This window comes from Flavobacterium sp. PL02 (assembly GCF_035013205.1).
GTDB lineage: Bacteria > Bacteroidota > Bacteroidia > Flavobacteriales > Flavobacteriaceae > Flavobacterium.
In genome coordinates, this window is record NZ_JAYGJP010000012.1 from 1 (window position 1) to 17,826 (window position 17,826).

15 protein-coding genes, 1 tRNA gene and 1 pseudogene are annotated in these 17,826 nt (G+C 33.5%); 13 read left to right on the forward strand and 4 right to left on the reverse strand.

The features are described from left to right. Positions 1-404 precede the first annotated feature (404 nt). The 10 genes from SHI72_RS21945 (at position 405) to SHI72_RS21990 (ending at position 9,789) form a co-directional block, all read left to right on the forward strand. Positions 405-962 carry a TetR/AcrR family transcriptional regulator gene (locus tag SHI72_RS21945; protein WP_323491402.1) on the forward strand — a complete coding sequence of 186 codons (558 nt, stop codon included), beginning with the start codon at positions 405-407 and terminating at the stop codon, positions 960-962. A gap of 43 nt (positions 963-1,005) precedes the next feature. Continuing rightward, positions 1,006-2,169, forward strand: a complete 1,164-nt coding sequence (locus SHI72_RS21950; protein WP_323491403.1) for an MFS transporter — start codon at positions 1,006-1,008, stop codon at positions 2,167-2,169. A gap of 541 nt (positions 2,170-2,710) precedes the next feature. Beyond that, positions 2,711-3,499 (forward strand): SDR family oxidoreductase, encoded by a 789-nt coding sequence (locus SHI72_RS21955; RefSeq protein ID WP_323491404.1) that lies wholly within the window; start codon positions 2,711-2,713, stop codon positions 3,497-3,499. A 226-nt stretch (positions 3,500-3,725) separates the two neighbouring features. Then, the gene (locus tag SHI72_RS21960; protein ID WP_323491405.1) at positions 3,726-4,532 is read left to right on the forward strand and encodes a phytanoyl-CoA dioxygenase family protein; all 807 of its coding nucleotides are present in this window, start codon (positions 3,726-3,728) and stop codon (positions 4,530-4,532) included. A 154-nt stretch (positions 4,533-4,686) separates the two neighbouring features. Beyond that, positions 4,687-5,373: a CDP-alcohol phosphatidyltransferase family protein gene (locus SHI72_RS21965; RefSeq protein ID WP_323491406.1), complete on the forward strand. Its 687-nt coding sequence runs from the start codon at positions 4,687-4,689 to the stop codon at positions 5,371-5,373. A gap of 1 nt (position 5,374) precedes the next feature. Beyond that, the gene (locus tag SHI72_RS21970) at positions 5,375-5,791 is read left to right on the forward strand and encodes a GtrA family protein (protein ID WP_323491407.1); all 417 of its coding nucleotides are present in this window, start codon (positions 5,375-5,377) and stop codon (positions 5,789-5,791) included. Positions 5,792-6,025: 234 nt separating this feature from the next. Continuing rightward, positions 6,026-6,604: a DUF4833 domain-containing protein gene (locus tag SHI72_RS21975; protein WP_323491408.1), complete on the forward strand. Its 579-nt coding sequence runs from the start codon at positions 6,026-6,028 to the stop codon at positions 6,602-6,604. Between the two features lie 362 nt (positions 6,605-6,966). After that, on the forward strand, positions 6,967-7,659 hold the full coding sequence (locus SHI72_RS21980; protein WP_323491409.1) for a hypothetical protein: 693 nt from the start codon (positions 6,967-6,969) through the stop codon (positions 7,657-7,659). A 186-nt stretch (positions 7,660-7,845) separates the two neighbouring features. Next, positions 7,846-8,343, forward strand: coding sequence for a hypothetical protein (locus tag SHI72_RS21985; protein ID WP_323491410.1), 498 nt, complete (start codon positions 7,846-7,848; stop codon positions 8,341-8,343). Positions 8,344-8,670: 327 nt separating this feature from the next. Beyond that, positions 8,671-9,789 carry a serine hydrolase gene (locus SHI72_RS21990; RefSeq protein ID WP_323491411.1) on the forward strand — a complete coding sequence of 373 codons (1,119 nt, stop codon included), beginning with the start codon at positions 8,671-8,673 and terminating at the stop codon, positions 9,787-9,789. 221 nt (positions 9,790-10,010) lie between these two features. Here SHI72_RS21990 and SHI72_RS21995 read toward each other — a convergent pair. From SHI72_RS21995 to SHI72_RS22005, 3 genes and pseudogenes are all read right to left on the reverse strand, one after another. Next, positions 10,011-10,099: pseudogene (locus SHI72_RS21995) on the reverse strand (XRE family transcriptional regulator); the annotation flags it as partial. A 285-nt stretch (positions 10,100-10,384) separates the two neighbouring features. Next, positions 10,385-11,689 (reverse strand): amidohydrolase family protein, encoded by a 1,305-nt coding sequence (locus tag SHI72_RS22000; protein WP_323491412.1) that lies wholly within the window; start codon positions 11,687-11,689, stop codon positions 10,385-10,387. Positions 11,690-11,986: 297 nt separating this feature from the next. After that, a tRNA-Arg gene (locus SHI72_RS22005) sits at positions 11,987-12,060 on the reverse strand. Between the two features lie 116 nt (positions 12,061-12,176). On the opposite strand from SHI72_RS22005, the gene SHI72_RS22010 reads away from it, so the two are divergent. Together SHI72_RS22010 and SHI72_RS22015 are read left to right on the forward strand one after the other, a co-directional pair. Beyond that, on the forward strand, positions 12,177-12,689 hold the full coding sequence (locus SHI72_RS22010) for an adenine phosphoribosyltransferase (RefSeq protein WP_323491413.1): 513 nt from the start codon (positions 12,177-12,179) through the stop codon (positions 12,687-12,689). A gap of 39 nt (positions 12,690-12,728) precedes the next feature. Further along, a complete protein-coding gene (locus tag SHI72_RS22015) occupies positions 12,729-13,508 on the forward strand; it encodes a hypothetical protein (RefSeq protein ID WP_323491414.1) in 780 nt (259 codons plus the stop codon). A gap of 64 nt (positions 13,509-13,572) precedes the next feature. Here the strand turns inward: SHI72_RS22015 and pheT are convergent, their stop codons facing one another. Continuing rightward, on the reverse strand, positions 13,573-15,993 hold the full coding sequence (pheT, locus tag SHI72_RS22020) for a phenylalanine--tRNA ligase subunit beta (protein ID WP_086895997.1): 2,421 nt from the start codon (positions 15,991-15,993) through the stop codon (positions 13,573-13,575). 276 nt (positions 15,994-16,269) lie between these two features. On the opposite strand from pheT, the gene SHI72_RS22025 reads away from it, so the two are divergent. Continuing rightward, positions 16,270-17,775 carry an aldehyde dehydrogenase family protein gene (locus tag SHI72_RS22025; protein WP_039118584.1) on the forward strand — a complete coding sequence of 502 codons (1,506 nt, stop codon included), beginning with the start codon at positions 16,270-16,272 and terminating at the stop codon, positions 17,773-17,775. The last annotated feature ends 51 nt before the right edge of the window (positions 17,776-17,826 follow it).

Here is a 17,826-nt window from a genome sequence, read left to right on the forward strand (position 1 = left end):
AGTGTTCTACTAAAAAATCAGGCAGCATAAATTTTAAAAGGTCTATAGGAGTCATCTCAAATTCTTAGATTACAAAGTTCTTATTTTATTTTGACATTCCTCCCCAGGTTTTGTTCTTGATCCCGCAAAGCTATTTATTAAACTTTGCGACTCTTTGCGTAATCCTTTGCGCTCTTTGCGGTTAAATTATTATTCTTAGCAACTTCGAGAGATACTGTAATCTAAATTGATTTATATGCTAAGTTTTCTTTTGAGCTCTCCAGCTTTATAATCTTACTATTAAAAACAATATTATTCTCCATGAGTAAAACGACAAATCGTTGACTCAGCAGCATATACATGTAAAGATATATAATTGGAATATTCATTCCAATTATATATCTTTGTCACATCATTATATTGTTATGACAAAAAAAGAAAAAATACTAGCCGCCACCTTAAAACTCATCGTATCGAAAGGAATTGACAATACCCCAATGTCTGAAATTGCTAAAGAAGCAGATACAGGAATGGGAACGATTTATAATTATTTTTCTACTAAAGAGGTATTGATAAACGAACTTTACTTCCATCTTAAAGTAAAAGAATCTGAAATCATCATTGATGGATATGATATTACACTTTCTGTTAAACAACGTTTTATCCATTTATGGAGGAAAATGGTTGATTATTTTATTCAGGAACCCATGGATTTTTTGTTTTTGGAGCAATTTTATTATTCGCCAACTATAGATCCCGCTGCAAAACATAAGGGTGGACTTTATGTGAGAGAATTAGATCAAGTCTATCTGGATGGGCAAAAACAGCAATTAATAAAGGAAGGAGATATCAAAGAATGGATTGGGTTTACGAGTGGATCTTTGGTGTCACTTGTCAAATTACATCATAGTAAATACATACATCTACAGGAAGCAACCATAGACAATTATATTCAGGCAGCATGGGATGCCGTAAAATCGTGATTTATAAAAATGGAATAATCATTCCATGAAATGCTACAACTTTATGTTTAAGAAAAAAATAGCTTACATAGGTACCTTGAGCCTTATTGGGATGATTACGACTGAATTTGGAGTAATTGGCATTCTACCCCAAATAGCCTCATACTATCATATCAATATTAGTACGGCCGGCTTGTTACTAAGTGCTTATGCCATAACAGTGGCTATTGCAGGTCCATTTATGACGATGTTTACTTCTGGAATTAATCGGAAAACATTAATGGCTGTGACGATGCTGATCTTTTTACTTACCGGTATTGTATCTTCCTTTGCTCCACCTTTTTGGTTATTAATGGTTGTGAGGATCTTACCAGCTTTTTTGCATCCAGTGTTAGTATCGAATGCTGTTGCGGCAGCCACTAGTTCTGCAGACAAAAAAGTGGCACACCAAATGATGGCCATTGTTATGGCAGGTATAGGTATTGCAACAATTACAACGGTTCCCTTTGCAACCTATATTGCAGGGCTATTTGACAATTGGCAATTATCATTTATGGTTCAGGCATCCATTAGTTTAGTCGTGCTCGTAGCGATTATTATACTTTTGCCTTCGATGCCCATAAAAGAGAAAAAATCCTATGGGAGCCAGTTAAAAATATTGACAAAACCCACATTTCTGGTTAGCGCTTTCTTTTCATTTCTTATGATTGGGGGACTCTTTTCAACCTATAGTTATTTTGCAGATTACCTTAGCAAGGTTAATCATATGAATGCCAAGACAATTGGTTTAATGTTGTTGCTTTTCGGATCTACTGGTGTTCTTGGAAACTTTCTTGCAGGAAAACTATTAACCAAAGATATTACAAAAACTACAGCGGCTTTTCTAATCGGATTGTTGATGATCTGCATTCCGATTTATTACTCCGGAACAATGTCCTTTTCTACTGTGCTTCTGATTGCGGTATGGGGATTTTTGCAAACTCCCTGCTTTCTGACCGCACAGGCTTATATGATAGAGACTGCACCAGAAGCACCCGAATTTGCTAATAGTCTTGCCATCTCTTTTGGAAATCTGGGTATTTCTTTTGGTACGGCAATTGGCGGACTTTTTATTAATAACTATGGTGTTCAGAGCACGCCATGGGTGATGTTTGCATTCTGTACTCTAGCTTTAATGATGATGTTGTTTAAAAAATTAATTGAAAAACACGTATGCAGAAAAAGTTAATAGTTTTCTACCATTAACTTTTTTACAATTTGCAATTACACCACTTCTTTTAAAACTTTTTCTGCAAGCATCAATAATTGATTTTATTTGTAGATACTTTAAAGATTTGTCAATTGAATACAAGTTTGTTTACAATGATAATTATTCGCATGATTCAAGTGGTATTCTGTAAACGCTAAATAATTTACTCCCTCTACTTCAAAAATCCGTGACAAGCAAAATAAAAAAGGCTTGCATCGTAGTTTTTAATCTGCTTTGAAATTCAGAAAGTAAATCCATAATATCCTGTGAATTTCTCTTTGTGCTGAAAATTACATGGTAGCCTGAAATTCATTATAACCCTCCTTTAAAAGACAAAAGAGGGTAGTATAAAATAAGTAACTAGTGTTGGATAATTAGTTTAGGGGTACAACTTGGCTGCTTAAAGCATTCGGAGCGCAATAAGTCAGTTCCAGAGGATAGGGCAGAGGATAACCATTATGCACGTTGCAAGCCCAACGGTTTACAATTAATCTTTATATTTGATCATTAAATTAATAAAATGAGCGAAAAAACTAAACCGTATGCCTTAATAACTGGTGCCAGCAAAGGAATTGGAAAATCTATTGCTTATGAATTAGCGAAACAGGGTTATCCACTATTGCTTGTTGCAAGAAGTGACGAGGAATTAAAAGTATTATCTGATGATCTTCAAGTTAAATACGGTATTGATGCACCTGTTTTATCGATTGATCTTTCGACAAATGGTGCATCGCTAAAAGTAACCGATTGGATTAAAATGAATAATTATTCAGTTGGCTTTTTAGTTAATAATGCTGGTTATGGTGTGTGGGGCGATTTTAGTCAGTCTTCTCTAACCGATCAGCTTGGCATGATGCAACTTAACATGAATGTAGTTGTAGAACTTTCACATTTATTAGTCCCAATACTTTCACAAGAAAAACAAGCCTACATTTTAAATATATCCAGTACTGCTGCATACCAAGCTGTACCTACGTTAGCTGTTTATTCGGCTACAAAGGCTTTTGTTTTATCGTTTACGCGTGCCTTGCGTTTCGAACTTGCTCAAACTTCAATTTCAGTAACTTGTTTTAGTCCAGGCCCGGTTGATACTGGTTTTGCTGCAAGAGCTGGTTTAGACGCTTTTAGCAAAATGGCCGAAAAGTTTAATATGCAGGCTGATGAAGTCGCAAAAATTGCTGTAAAAGCCATGTTCAACAAAAAATCAGAAGTTATTCCAGGTTTTACAAATATTATTTCGGTTTATGCCAACCGTATACTACCAAAGGGATTTATTGAAAAAATGGCTGCTGGAATTTATAAAATTTAATTTTTACAAAAAATAAATAAAAAAATATTCTTTGAAAAAAGAAAAATTATATTAAGTTTGTATTAAATTCTACTAATTCTATAGAGTATGTCAAATAAAAGAAAAAATATGTTTAATTTATCTGAAAACCGAATGCACGTAAACATGCTAATGTTTTGTTGCTGTTGTTGTTATTCTGTTTTAGATAAATTAAACATATTATTTCATTTATTAAATCTATATTATCATGGTATCTTCTTATAAAACCTTTACCCTTACTGAGCAATTAACTAATGAGCAAATTGCGTTTTTTAACGAACATGGCTTCATTCATTTCAAAAAATTTATAAATCCGGAAACTGTTTCATCGATCATTGATGCCTCGAAACAAGTAGAGCAAAATTGGATTAAAAACGATCTTCAAAAAGTAAATGGTGTTCCTATTAAATATGGAAAAGATTTAGATGGTTCCCCTATTGTACAACGTTTTGCTTTTATCAATCAACATCATCAAACCTTAAGTGGCCTTTTACTTGATCCAAGATTTAATAGTTTATTACCATTGGCAGGCGATGGCGCAAGATTAGGAACTGAAGAAAAAGACGGAATGGTTTTTAATCATTATATCAACGGGCCAGAAAGTAAGTTTACTAAAATGGGCTGGCATACAGATGGACTGAGAGATATTTTTTATGGTGCAAAATTAAACCCGATGTTAAATGTAGGTATTCACTTAAGCACTTTAAAACCTGAAAATGGCGGTCTTAAAATCATTCCGGGTACTCATAAGCAAAGTATTTATCAAATGCTTTTTCGTAAAAAATACTTTTTAGATAATAAACCTGATCCTCAGGAAGTTTCTATCAATCCCGAAGCTGGAGATTTAACCATTCACGATGGCCGTTTGTGGCACAGAGTGGCAGAATCATCTATTCGTGGCGAAGAGAGTAGAAGAAGGGTTATCTATATTCCGATTATAGCAGGAAAATATGCTCCTAAAAATGAGAATAGCCCAACGGTTTTTTATCAACGTTTTGCTGGTATTGTTAAATAATTATGCTGATCATTCTCGCATTTAGTTATCTGGTTAGATCAGGTAAACTAAAAAGAACCACAGATTTTTTTAAAAATAGTCAAAGAAAAGTAAAACTAAAAATTGTAAAACTAGAATTGGCTATACTATCTGGCTTACAAATATTACGCTATTAATGGGAAAAGAAATACAGATAGAAGATTATAGTGCAATTGCAGAAAGAACATTTTCAGACCGTAAGCGAACTAATATTTTAAAAAGTGCAGAACAGTTAACGATTGTATTTTTGCTTCCAAAGGTTCCTAAATTCATTTCGCCAAACGTACTCACTTTAATGGGTACACTTGGTTCAGGATTAGTTTTCTTGGCTTTTGTTTTAGGAGCTTATTTAACAAAATGGTATTTGCTTTTCGGTATTATTGGTTTGGTTATGAATTGGTTAGGCGATTCATTAGACGGAAGATTGGCTTATTATAGAAATATTCCGCGACGTTGGTATGGTTTTGCACTCGATATTATTGCCGATTGGATTGGTATTGTGCTTATAGGCTTTGGCTACTACATTTATGCTAAAAATGGCACACAAATAGTAGCCTTTGCTTTTGTCGCATTGTATGGCTGGTCTATCATCATCAGCCTGTTGCGCTACAAAATCACAAATGAATACAGTATAGATTCTGGCTTTGTTGGCGCAACAGAACTTAGATTTATTATTGCTATAATTTTAATTATAGAGGTTTTAGTTCAGGGATCAATTACCTATTTGGCTGGTTTAATCACAACTATTTTACTCCTAATTAACACTATAGATAGCTTAAAACTTTTAAAGTTGGGCGATTTAAAAGATAAAAACCAAGACTGATATGTTCAGTAAAAAATCCATTTTTACTTTTCTACGAGCACAAGTTGCGGCATTTTTAGGAGGCATTACCGATTATGGTTTAATGATTTTGCTAACAGAAGTTTTTAAATTGCATTTTACTTTTTCTATTCTAATCTCCGGAACCGTTGGTGCCATTATCAATTTCAGCATCAATAGATTTTGGGTATTTAAAAATCAATCTGGTTATAGCGGCCACATCAATAGTCAGCTTTTTAAATTTGCGTTAGTTGTATTGGGAAGTATTTCCTTAAAATCATTTGGTACGCTTATTTTGCAAAAAGTATTTCAAATCGATTATAGAATCGGAAGATTAATCACGGATAGTTTTGTTTCTTATGGATTTAATTATCCACTGATTAAATATTGGGTTTTTAGAGTAAACGAAAAAAGAATGTAATTAAATCAGATTAGCGTGTAAATAATCAATTAAGCGTTTTCTATTCAACACATAGAAACATAGTCCCGAAGCTTCGGGATTAGATACCTAAAAAGAATATAAAAAGAACCTAATTTCTCACACATAGTCAACTATGATTGTTTAAACAAGTGAAACGCCTTTTTTAAGCGTTGTGAATCTATGTTTCTATGTGTTAAAATAATTGCAACTAGCAGGTTGTATAAAAACTTCGTTATGAACAAATTATCATTTATATATTTCACAAAATCACTAATCGTTATAACGATCTTAGTAAGTATAATTTCTGGAAATCTATTGGCACAATCTAAAAAACCATCGCCATTAAATTTTCCAACACCCAAGAATATAGATAATATGTTGTTTTATATTCAGCGAGACCCAAATGTAAACACTGCAATTTATACCATAAACTATGACGAAAATGGAAAAATAAACAAAAGCAATCCTATAAAAGCCTATTGGATTCGATATGCTGAGAAAGGGGAGAAGAAAGACTTTAATTATATGCAACGAAAATATGCATACGGATTAGAAAGCAAAACCCTGGATAACGAAGAGTTTGAGCTTCAATTTGTATCGTATAAAAAGTTACCCTTTACCTTGAAAAAGATAGATTCAGATCAAAAATATCATGTTTTTGTAAGTGTAAATCAGAAAAGAATACAGGTAGAAAAAATATTTGTGCGCATTGAAGGAGGTTCTTTTTGGTTACCAAATGTAAAGTATGCCGAAGTTACCGGAATTGAGACTTCCTCAAATAAAATAATTACGGAAAGGATGTTATTAAAATGAGATAGCTATATCGTTAGATGCACCAAAGATAGTGCGGAAATTCTTTCCGTGCCCATTCCTATATTAATAAAAACTGGATTTTCTTTTTTTTATCTGTTAAGATATACTTTGTGGGTACGGATTACAAATGCGCGCAATCGGATTTCTAGAAATTGTTTCATTAGATAACTATTTATCCGCCTGTAGAGCGTTTAGTAAAAGGCTATTTTTACTATTTATTTATGTTAAAGATAAAGTTTTTCATAAAGTAAATATCTTAATTTATTATTGAGGTCTAACATTATTCAAGAAACAAGTATTTTTACTGTATCAATATTTTTCTTTGTGTAGTACTTTAGCGATTTTAAATTTAATCATTAACAATGAAGAATAAAATTATTCTCTTTAGAAACTTGTTAGAACGAAACAAAATATTTTTAGAAGTTTTAACAGCTATTGTATTAACTAGTACAAGTATTTTTGTTTCTTTCCAAGCAAACAATATTGCTAACCAAGCAAATATTATATCTAATACTCAAACGGGTATTATGAAAATGGAAAATACACCAAGTTTAGAGATCAGGAAAACACAAGCAGTGAATGATTCTTCGGGAGTAGATAATGTTAGTAAGTGGACTGTATTTAATAATAATAGTATCATATCAAATTTTGAAATTGAAAAAGAATATGCGTATTTGAATATTGTTAAAAGAAAAAATAGTACAGAGATAAATATTCCGCTAATGGAATACATTAATATTGACGGAAAATCAACTGGAAAAAATGAAGGTTCAATATATGAGTTTGATAATAAAAATTGCAGTAAAAATGAACTACTGACAAGGCAAGGAATCTGGGATTATGGATATACTCAAATAAAAAGTTATATTGAAATATCATATACAAATGTACTGACAAAAAAAGAGACGAAGTATTATCAAATTACACCCTTAATTCAAGAAATTTCAAATATGGAGTGGGATTCAATCAAGAAGGACTGGAGTAGTAAAAGTAAAAATGTAATGCATTTACAGGATATTGAGATGAATGTTCAAAAAATAAAAATATATCATTAATTAAATCTAAATCATAAAATTTAAACAAATGATGAACAAAAACAATCCTGAATTTATGTAAAACCATAATCCCTGTCTATTTTTTCTGACTACTATTGTAATTGTACGATGTAAAAGCTCGTAGATATTGTAAAAAATCTGAACTAGTAATTCATACTGAAATATAAAATTATTATTATTTAAAATATGGCAAAACTATCTAAGGAAGAAATTCTAAACCTAAAAGAAGGTTTGAATGAAGTATTTATTGAACTTGAAAATAATAACTCTGCATTTAATGATTTTTACAACAATCCAATTGAATTCTTCAATAGATTTAAAATTACATCTTTAAACTATTTAAGTAATTATAATTCTCTAAAAGATAGACTTACTTTTGCAATACGAGATGCAATACGAGATGCAATTGGCCAATTTGGACGTATTGTAAGCTCTTGTTTGATTTGTAAAACTACTGTATTGTTGATTATATTTGGAACACTTGGAAAAACAGCGGTACTTTGGGAAGGTGTTTTAGCATCAATAAATTTTATTAAAGATGGGGTGAAGGAATATTTTGAATTAACGAGCAATGAAATCGATAGGATATTTAATGCACTTGACAGGAGAACTAATAATATTACCCCTTCACATTTAGCTTTCCAAATTTGTATAAATTTAGGACATTGTCAACGAAGAATTTGAAATCGTAATATTTAAAAAAGACAATGATCTACTAACAGCCGTTGCTTGAGATTTGGTTATTAGGCTTAATTTAAAGTCCAGATCGCTCGGATATGCGCAACGATAGCGCGGAAATTCTTTCCGTGCCCGTTCCTATATATTAATAAAAACTGGATTTTATTTTTTTAATCTGTTATGATGTACTTTGTGGGCACGGATTACAAATCCGGGCGATCGGATATAAGAACACTAGCAAATAAGTACCAATTAATACAGTTTTAAGCTTTTGAAACCTTTTCTAGTTTTTCTTATTTGAAGTTTGCATTCAAATAATTAAGATCACATTTTATGAAAAAGTTTTTATTACTAGCTGTTGTTACTTTTATCACCTCATGTAGCAATGACGATTCCAAACCTTCACCTGATAAAAAAGCGCTGGCACAGCAAAAACTTGAAGCAGCTTTGTCCAACTTCCCTGGCCTAAGCCTTAGTGTAAAAACAGCTTCCGAGAATTATGCCCTAGTTGCAGGAAACGCGGTAATTAATGAAAAGCCGATGGCTACTTCTGCTCTTCACTATATGCAGAGTATTTCAAAAACCTTTACCGCAGTTGCTGTACTCAAACTGAAAGAGGAGGGCAAAATCAATCTCGATGCCAAAGTAAATATCTATCTTCCTGATATTTGTAATAAGCTGCCAAACGGAAATATCATTACGGTAAGGCAACTGCTTAATATGACATCAGGCCTTCCTGATTATTTAGATAGCGAAGAGTTTTTAGATGATCTTGTTGCAGGGCCACTGCCTATGACGAGCGAACAGGTATTGAGCTATGTATATGATCAACCCGCAAAATTTGCACCCGGCGCGTCATTTGGTTATTGTAATATAAATTATCATTTGCTGGCAATTATTATTGATAGTGTCACTCCAAACGGACATCGAAGGTATATTGCCGACAAAATAATTAACGTTATTGGACTTTCCAACACCCATTATATAGCGGGTTCGGCAAGCACTGCTGCTCCACAAGGCACTACGGCTAACTATTTAGAAATAGACGGCACTTTTACCGATGTGAGCGAATTGCAGTTTGGTACAGTACTTACCTTCATTGGTGATGACGGTATTATTGCTTCTGTTCAGGATATAGCTGGGTTTTACTACAAGCTGCTCCATGACAAAACGGTACTATCACCCATATCGCTGGAAGAAATGAGGGTTGCCGTTAATTATCAGGGTACGCCCATATATGGCTTAGGGCTACATTTTTATAAATCCAATGGTGGCCTGCAGGCAATCGGCCACGAGGGTAGTGGAGCCGGAGCCGGTGCCTATGCTTTTTATTTTCCTTCTAAAAATACCAGTGTCGTCCTGTGTACAAACGCGGGAACGCTTACCGATACTATAAAAGAAGAACAGTTACGGGCATTGTGGGAGCAAATTATAGATATATTGCTTGAGTAAAAATTAATTTAAACCGTCCCCCAGCTGGCGAGAGCTTCTAGCTGGTGAATGCAATCAAACTAAAAAAAACGCTGTCCGAAGAGTTCTTATGAAAAGCCGCTCGAATGTCTTCTTATTTCGCACCCGTAAATAATGGTCTTAAATGTAAAAAGAGACTCGAAAGTCTCTTTTTACATTTAATCAATAAATAATTATTTATTGATTAATTTTTCAAGCCTTACTCCCAAATAATAAGCTAATGCTTCCTGCTTTATGTTAAGCATTTTTCTGAAGCATTTTACGTTTCTTCCTGATGTATTTTCTGTTCCATAACGAATATCAATTTTTTAAAGGCCTAAAGAGCTATTTTTTGAATTAAAACCCTATGTTTAAAAAAAAAAACATTTCGTTAGAAATGGGATTTTAATTTTGTGACAGGAACAGGACAAATTTCTACAAATTTATGGAGGATTTGAAGAGATTGGCTTACTACATTTAGTGTCTGTTTTTCATTGGCCTTATGAATTTGGTTTAGATGTCCTGTTGAGGATTGATGGATTTTTTTTTAGTATATTTCAATACGAATCTTTAGTCTTTTAGTAATCCATTCCAAAAACTATTTGCTGAGTAAATTTTTATAAATAACTCCGTCTTTTATAATCAGTAATAAAGTTTTGTCATAGTCTTCCAGTATATTCAAATTAATAAGCGGATTACCGTCTACCAATAAAACATCGGCATAAGCACCTTCTTCTATAACACCCAGCTTTTTGGGATAGGGATTACGTGGGCCGCTCATGGTCAGCAATTCTGCATTTGTAGAGGTAGCCATTTTTAATATTTCATAAGGGGTATAGAAGCGCAATAACTTTACAAGATCACCTGCTCTTTTAACCGAATGTTCAGGCTCGAAAAGGCAATCGGTTCCAAATGCAGTTTTAATGTTATATTTTTTTGCAAAATTATAGGCTTTCTCAGTACCGCTCATCATAGTTTGTTGTTTTATGCGGTTAGGTGAACCATCAGCATAAAGGCTCTTACCTTCGTCGATAAAAGGCTGCAGACTAAGCCATGCTTTTTTATCGGCCAGCATTTTTGCTGTTTCATCATCAATAAGCTGGGCATGATCTATACAGCGCACCCCGGCGCGCAATGCAGTTTGTATGGCTCTTGGCGTGTAAGCGTGTACGGTAACATAAGTACCCCAGTTTTCAGCTGCGTCAACAGCGGCCTTCATTTCTGCTTCTGTAAACTGAGAGACATCCAAAGGGTCATACGTTGAAGAAACACCACCGCCGGCGGCCAGTTTTATTTGTGTAGCACCAAGGCGCAACTGCTCCCGTACCCTTTTCAATACCTGATCTGCTCCATCAGCGATTATGCCAAAATTATAACGTTCGGTAAAGTCAAGGTTTGCTGCCATATCTTTTGGAACAGCGTTTGGACTAAGGAAGTCGCCGTGGCCTCCGGTTTGGGAAATCATCGCGCCGGAGGGATAAATACGCGGACCTATAATCAAACCCCTGTCTATTGCTTTTTGCAGTCCGACTGCTGGACCGGCAAGGTCCCTGAAAGTGGTAAAGCCCTGCATCAGGTCTTTTTCCGCGGACTTCATAGCAATGGCAGTAATGTATTGTATATCGCTATTCATCAGTTCTGTGACGCTCATCGATTCCATCATGATATGGGTATGGGCATCAATAAGTCCCGGCATCAAAAATTTTCCTTTACCATCGATGATGGTTGTATTTGCACTTTTATCAGTTGGGATTGGGGCCGTGGAAATTTTGCTGATCAGATTATTGACAATCAAAAGATTTCCCTTAGTTGTTTTTTCATCCTTACCATTAAAAATTTGAACATCGTTGATGAGAATTGTTTTTTGAGCCATTCCATAAAATGAACTCAGTAAAATTGCCATAACCAATAATTTTCGTTTTATAGGGCACATATCTATAAGGGGTTTTGAAGTTATAGTACTAATGTAGTAAATGTTATATTAATTTATTGATTTTTTCGTGAGATATTAATCAATGCATTAGCTTCTTTAGAACAACAGCAAAAAGGTCAATTTTGAAGATATATTTTTCGTGTAAAAAATATTTGCAGTTTCATTAAAAAAAAAGAAAATATAAGCAAAACGATTCAAACTTATATTATTAGGATCGATGAAAAAAAGGCGCCAATTGTCTTCAATTGGCGCCTTTTGGCTGTGTAGTGACCTCGACTGGATTCAAACCAGTAACCTCTTGAGCCGTAATCAAGTGCGCTATTCAGTTGCGCCACGAGGCCTTTTTTAGTTTTCAATTGGCTAATTTTTCGTAGCTTTGTTGAGCACTTATTGCGGGTGCAAAGATAGAAACAAATGTGAGATATACAAGCAATAAACAACAGAAAATTAAAAAAAAATGCAGATAAAAAATTACATCCGTGATATTCAAGACTTTCCAAAAGAGGGGATTTTATTTAAAGATATCACTCCGCTATTAAATGCCCCAATTGCCAGAGAAGAATGCCTTCAGGTTTTATTAGATTCTTTAAACGGACAAAAAATCGACAAGGTAATAGGAGCAGAAAGTCGTGGTTTTTTCTTCGGAATGCTATTAGCGCAAAAATTAAATGCAGGTTTTGTGCCTGTAAGGAAACCAAAAAAGCTTCCTTATAAAGTAATTTCGGCAGAATATGATTTGGAATACGGTACAGATTCATTAGAAATGCATATTGATGCAATAAAAAAAGGAGACAAAGTATTAATACACGATGATGTGTTAGCTACAGGCGGAACCGCCAAGGCACTTTGTGATTTGGTTAATGAATTAGGCGGAGAAATTGTACAATGTAATTTTTTAATGGAACTATCTTTTTTAAACGGAAGAGAAAAGATAAAGGAAAATCCTATTTTTGCTGCTATAACATATTAGAGTAATTCTACACAAGCATCAAAAACATAAATTAACCAAATGAAAGTATTTTATTCGTTAGCCTTATTTACATTATTAATTTCTTGCAAAGATAATAACGACGTAGCCACCAAAGCAGATTCGATTTCTCAAAAGGAAGTTCCAAACACAAAGGATACTATTAATAAAATACCCAGCGAGTTTAAAAGTGAAATCCGTCCAAGCGAAAAATTAAAACTACAACAAGTATATACTGATGTAGCCGAATATGCAGGGTTTAATGAAGGTGGAGATTATTCATATGTTAAAATTAAAAAGAATAACAAGATAACATTTTTAACGTCTAACATAACTTCTGAGGAAGAACTTAAATATACTCTGGGGGATATTTATGAATTTAAATGGAAGATTGATAGTGTATTTATCTCAGGAGATGGAGAAACACGAGATTTTACAGAATGGTTTGTAAGTGCTAAAAAAGTAAAAGACGGAAGTGTAACACTATTTAGAAAAAAACACCCAGAGCCAATGAAATACAATTGGGCAGATGGGGAGGATAAATATACTACTGAGTTTAAAGATTATCTGTACACTTTAGTCGAATATTATTTGGCTAATTCTAAAAGTGAACTCGTAAAGGCTAACTTAAATGATCCAAATCTAAGTATATCTTACTCAATAGAAGATAGAGAAGAGGAGGGGCATTCTTATACGGTTTTAGGTATCGCTAATGAATTTGAAAACCGTACGAGCATAATGCAATGGTTATATGTAGATAATGAAACCAGGGTTTTATATGAATATGATCTACCAAATGAAAAATTAATAGAATTTAAATAATAAAAAATCCGCTAGAGAATTAAATATTCTTTCTAGCGGATTTCTTTTATAATACAACTTTTAGCTATCGTAAGGTTGCTCCAAGTTCAGTTTCAAAGTTTTGTTGCAATTTACTCATGATTTTATCAATTTGAGCATCTGTGAGCGTTTTTGTGTTATCCTGAATGGTAAAGCTTAATGCGTATGATTTCTTGCCTTCAGGAAGGTTTTTACCTTCGTAAACATCAAATAGGTTTACATCTTTTAATAAGCTTTTTTCAGTTTGCTTAGCAAGGTTGTAAATACTATCGTAAGTTACATTCTTATCAATTAATAAAGCTAAATCTCTACGTACTTCTGGATATTTAGGAATTTCGGTATATTTTATTTTACCTGTAATTATTTTCAAAATTAAATCCCAGTTAAAATCAGCATAAAAAACTTCTTGTTTTATTCCGAAGTGCTTTAAGATAGATTTTTTTACAACTCCCATTTCTACCAAAGTATCATGACCGTAACCAATAGCCGCACCTTCAGAAAACACATCTGATTGTGTTGGAATATTAAGAATTTTATCAATTCCTAATCTAGAAATAACACCTTTTACATATCCTTTTAATAAAAAGAAATCTGTTGATTGTAAACCATTTGTCCAGGTTTCTTTATTTCTGTTTCCAGTAATAAACAAAGTAAGGTGTTTATGTTCTTCATAACCATTAAGAAATTTATGGTATGATTTTCCAAATTCAAATAATTTTAAATCTGAGTTTTTTCTGTTGACATTATATGAGATTGCTTCTAATCCTGAAAACAATAATGATTGACGCATTACTGATAAATCATTACTTAACGGATTCAATATAGTTACATTATGCTCTTCTTTTAATAGAGTCGAAAGATTAGCATAAGCCGCTGTTGTTAATGAATTGGCCATCATTTCATGAAAACCCTGTGAATTCAGTTGAGCTGCAATACTATTTTGTACTTTATAATCTTCTGTTCTTGGCGAATTTGCAACTGTCGCATTGAATTTTTTAGAGAAATTAATATTGTTATATCCGTAAACTCTTAGAATTTCTTCTATAACATCAATTTCGCGTTGTACATCTACACGGTAAGCAGGAATTGTTAATCCTAAACCAGCTTCAGAAACACTATTAACTTTAATATCCAGAGATACTAATATCTTCTTAATAGTATCTTTTGGAATTTCTTGTCCAATAATTTTTGAAACATGGCTGAAATTTAAAAACACAGAGAAATCTTCAATCTTCTTTTGGTAAATCTCAACAATATCAGAAGTTATTTCTCCTCCAGCAATTTCTTTTATCAATAAAGCAGCACGTTTTAATGCATACGCAGTAATCGATGGATCAATACCTCTTTCAAATCTAAAAGACGCATCTGTATTTAATTGATGTCTTTTGGCCGATTTACGAACGCTTACAGGATTAAAGTAAGCACTTTCTAAAAATATAGAAGTCGTTGTATCTGTTACACCAGATTTTTTCCCTCCAAAAACCCCTGCAATACACAACGGACCTTTTTCGTCACAAATCATTAAATCTTCTTGGTGCAAAGTTCTTTCAACATCATCTAGTGTTACAAATTTAGTACCTGCTGGAAGCGTTTTTACAATTATTTTTCCGTTGATTTTACTAGCATCAAATGCATGCAAAGGTTGCCCTAATTCATGTAGCACATAGTTTGTAACATCAACAATATTATTTTTTGGAGTAATCCCAATAGCTTTTAATCTGTTTTGTAGCCAGCTAGGAGATTCATTTATTGTAATTCCAGAAATAGTAACACCACAGTATCTAGGAGCCAAAGAAGGTTCTTCGACATTAACATCAATTTTTAAAGTTCGCATGTCAACTCTAAAATTACTAACCGATGGAGTAATTAATTCTACGTTTACACCACTTTGTAGTAATCCCGCACGTAAATCACGTGCAGTACCAAGATGGCTCATTGCATCGGCACGGTTAGGAGTTAATCCTATTTCGAAAACTTCATCATTTTCTATATTAAAAACTTCTGCTGCAGGAGTTCCTGGTTTCAAAGCCTCGTCTAAGACCATAATTCCATCATGACCAGTTCCTAAACCTAATTCGTCTTCGGCGCAAATCATACCGTGGCTTTCCTGTCCGCGTATTTTTCCTTTTTTGATAGTAAAAGATTCTCCGTTTTTATCGTATAAAACAGTACCAATAGTAGCAACTGGCACTTTTTGTCCAGCAGCAACATTAGCTGCCCCACATACAATTTGTACAGGATGTTCTAAACCTAAATCTACAGTTGTAACTTTTAATCGGTCAGCATCAGGGTGTTGTACACAGGTTAATACATGCCCAACAACAATACCTTCTAATCCTCCTTTTATCGATTGGTATTTTTCAACCACTTCTACTTCAAGACCAAGGTCAGTAAGCAAAGCAGATGTTTCTTCGGATTTCCAATCTATTTTAATGAATTGTTTTAACCAGTTGTAAGATATTTTCATTTGAGTAATATTATTCTTGAATAAGTTTACAAATATAAGGATTGCACATTGTAGTAGGAAACAATTTATTTGGTTTTTTACAGCTGTTTTTACTTTATTATAAATCTGTATTTTTTGAATATACTTTATTTTTTATGGTAATATTTTACTAATAGAGTATTAAATTTTAGTTATAAAAGAGAATCTGCATTTTTTGTGCTATCAGATGAATGAATTGTGCTATTCTTTACAAGAGAATGAAACTAAATTTGAAATGAATCCAAAAAAAATATTTTTATGAGTACTCTAGCAAAAAGACCTGACTTTAAGGCAAAATACGATAATTACATTGGTGGAAAATTTGTAGCACCTATAAAAGGAGAATATTTTGATGTGCTTTCTCCAATAGACGGTAAAGTCTTTACAAAAGCAGCCCATTCTGGCAAAGAAGATATTGATCTGGCTGTAGATACAGCGTATGAAGCATTTAAAACCTGGGGAAAAACCTCAGTAACAGAACGTAGTATTTTACTAAATAAGATTGCTCAAAAAATAGAAGACAACCTAGAATATATTGCAACTGTAGAAACAATTGATAACGGAAAACCAATCCGTGAAACCTTAGCAGCCGATATTCCATTGGCAATAGATCATTTCAGATATTTTGCAGGAGTAATCCGTGCCGAAGAAAGTTCTATTGCCGAACTAGATTCACAAACAGTTTCTATCGCATTAAGCGAACCATTAGGCGTAGTTGCTCAAATTATTCCTTGGAATTTCCCGATATTAATGGCAGTCTGGAAAATTGCTCCAGCGCTTGCAGCAGGAAATACAATTGTTTTAAAACCAGCCGAGAGCACACCGATTTCTATATTGGTATTAATGGAACTTATAGGAGACATTCTTCCTCCGGGAGTTTTAAATATTGTAAATGGTTTTGGTGCCGAACTAGGGCGTCCGTTAGTTACCAATAAAAAAGTTTCTAAAGCAGCATTTACAGGTTCTACAACAACAGGGCGATTAGTAATGCAATATGCTACCGAAAACATTATTCCGGTTACATTAGAATTAGGCGGGAAATCACCAAATATTTTCTTCCCATCTATTGCCGATCATGACGATGATTTCTTTGACAAAGCTATAGAAGGAGCCGTTTTATTTGCATTGAACCAAGGAGAAATCTGTACATGCCCTTCACGATTATTAGTTCATGAAGATATCTACGAAAAATTTATTAAAAGAGTAATCGAAAGAACTGAGGCGATTATTGCAGGAAATCCACTGGATAAAACAACGATGATTGGTGCACAGACTTCGATAGTGCAAAAAGAAAAAATCCTTTCTTATATAAAATTAGGAAAAGAAGAAGGCGCAGAATTACTTACTGGTGGTGCAGAAAATAACTTAGGTGGAGATTTAGAAGGTGGCTACTACATTAAGCCAACTTTGTTTAAAGGAAATAATAAAATGAGAATTTTTCAGGAAGAAATTTTCGGACCTGTTCTAGCTGTTACTACTTTTAAAACTACCGAAGAAGCTATTGCTATTGCAAATGATACAATGTACGGTTTAGGAGCGGGAGTCTGGACACGTGATGCACACGAAATTTATCAGGTTCCAAGAGCAATTCAAGCCGGTCGTGTTTGGATAAATCAGTACCATTCTTATCCTGCAGGTGCACCATTTGGAGGTTACAAACAATCCGGGATAGGTCGCGAAAACCACAAAATGATGTTGGGGCAATACCGCCAAACCAAAAACATGTTGATTTCTTATGATAAAAAGAAATTAGGTTTCTTTTAAAGAATTGTATAAACCAAAGAGCAATAAACTATTAATTATTGCTCTTGCAAA

What these genes read in the sequence shown, in the direction of transcription:
- SHI72_RS22025 (WP_039118584.1), top strand. Translation starts at nt 16,270, where the DNA reads ATGAGTACTCTAGCAAAAAGACCTGACTTTAAGGCAAAATACGATAAT.
- SHI72_RS21970 (WP_323491407.1), top strand. Translation starts at nt 5,375, where the DNA reads ATGTTCAGTAAAAAATCCATTTTTACTTTTCTACGAGCACAAGTTGCG.
- SHI72_RS21950 (WP_323491403.1), top strand. Translation starts at nt 1,006, where the DNA reads ATGTTTAAGAAAAAAATAGCTTACATAGGTACCTTGAGCCTTATTGGG.
- SHI72_RS22010 (WP_323491413.1), top strand. Translation starts at nt 12,177, where the DNA reads ATGCAGATAAAAAATTACATCCGTGATATTCAAGACTTTCCAAAAGAG.
- SHI72_RS21965 (WP_323491406.1), top strand. Translation starts at nt 4,687, where the DNA reads ATGGGAAAAGAAATACAGATAGAAGATTATAGTGCAATTGCAGAAAGA.
- SHI72_RS21990 (WP_323491411.1), top strand. Translation starts at nt 8,671, where the DNA reads ATGAAAAAGTTTTTATTACTAGCTGTTGTTACTTTTATCACCTCATGT.
- pheT (WP_086895997.1), bottom strand. Translation starts at nt 15,993, where the DNA reads ATGAAAATATCTTACAACTGGTTAAAACAATTCATTAAAATAGATTGG.
- SHI72_RS22000 (WP_323491412.1), bottom strand. Translation starts at nt 11,689, where the DNA reads ATGGCAATTTTACTGAGTTCATTTTATGGAATGGCTCAAAAAACAATT.
- SHI72_RS21955 (WP_323491404.1), top strand. Translation starts at nt 2,711, where the DNA reads ATGAGCGAAAAAACTAAACCGTATGCCTTAATAACTGGTGCCAGCAAA.
- SHI72_RS21960 (WP_323491405.1), top strand. Translation starts at nt 3,726, where the DNA reads ATGGTATCTTCTTATAAAACCTTTACCCTTACTGAGCAATTAACTAAT.
- SHI72_RS21985 (WP_323491410.1), top strand. Translation starts at nt 7,846, where the DNA reads ATGGCAAAACTATCTAAGGAAGAAATTCTAAACCTAAAAGAAGGTTTG.
- SHI72_RS21945 (WP_323491402.1), top strand. Translation starts at nt 405, where the DNA reads ATGACAAAAAAAGAAAAAATACTAGCCGCCACCTTAAAACTCATCGTA.
- SHI72_RS22015 (WP_323491414.1), top strand. Translation starts at nt 12,729, where the DNA reads ATGAAAGTATTTTATTCGTTAGCCTTATTTACATTATTAATTTCTTGC.
- SHI72_RS21980 (WP_323491409.1), top strand. Translation starts at nt 6,967, where the DNA reads ATGAAGAATAAAATTATTCTCTTTAGAAACTTGTTAGAACGAAACAAA.
- SHI72_RS21975 (WP_323491408.1), top strand. Translation starts at nt 6,026, where the DNA reads ATGAACAAATTATCATTTATATATTTCACAAAATCACTAATCGTTATA.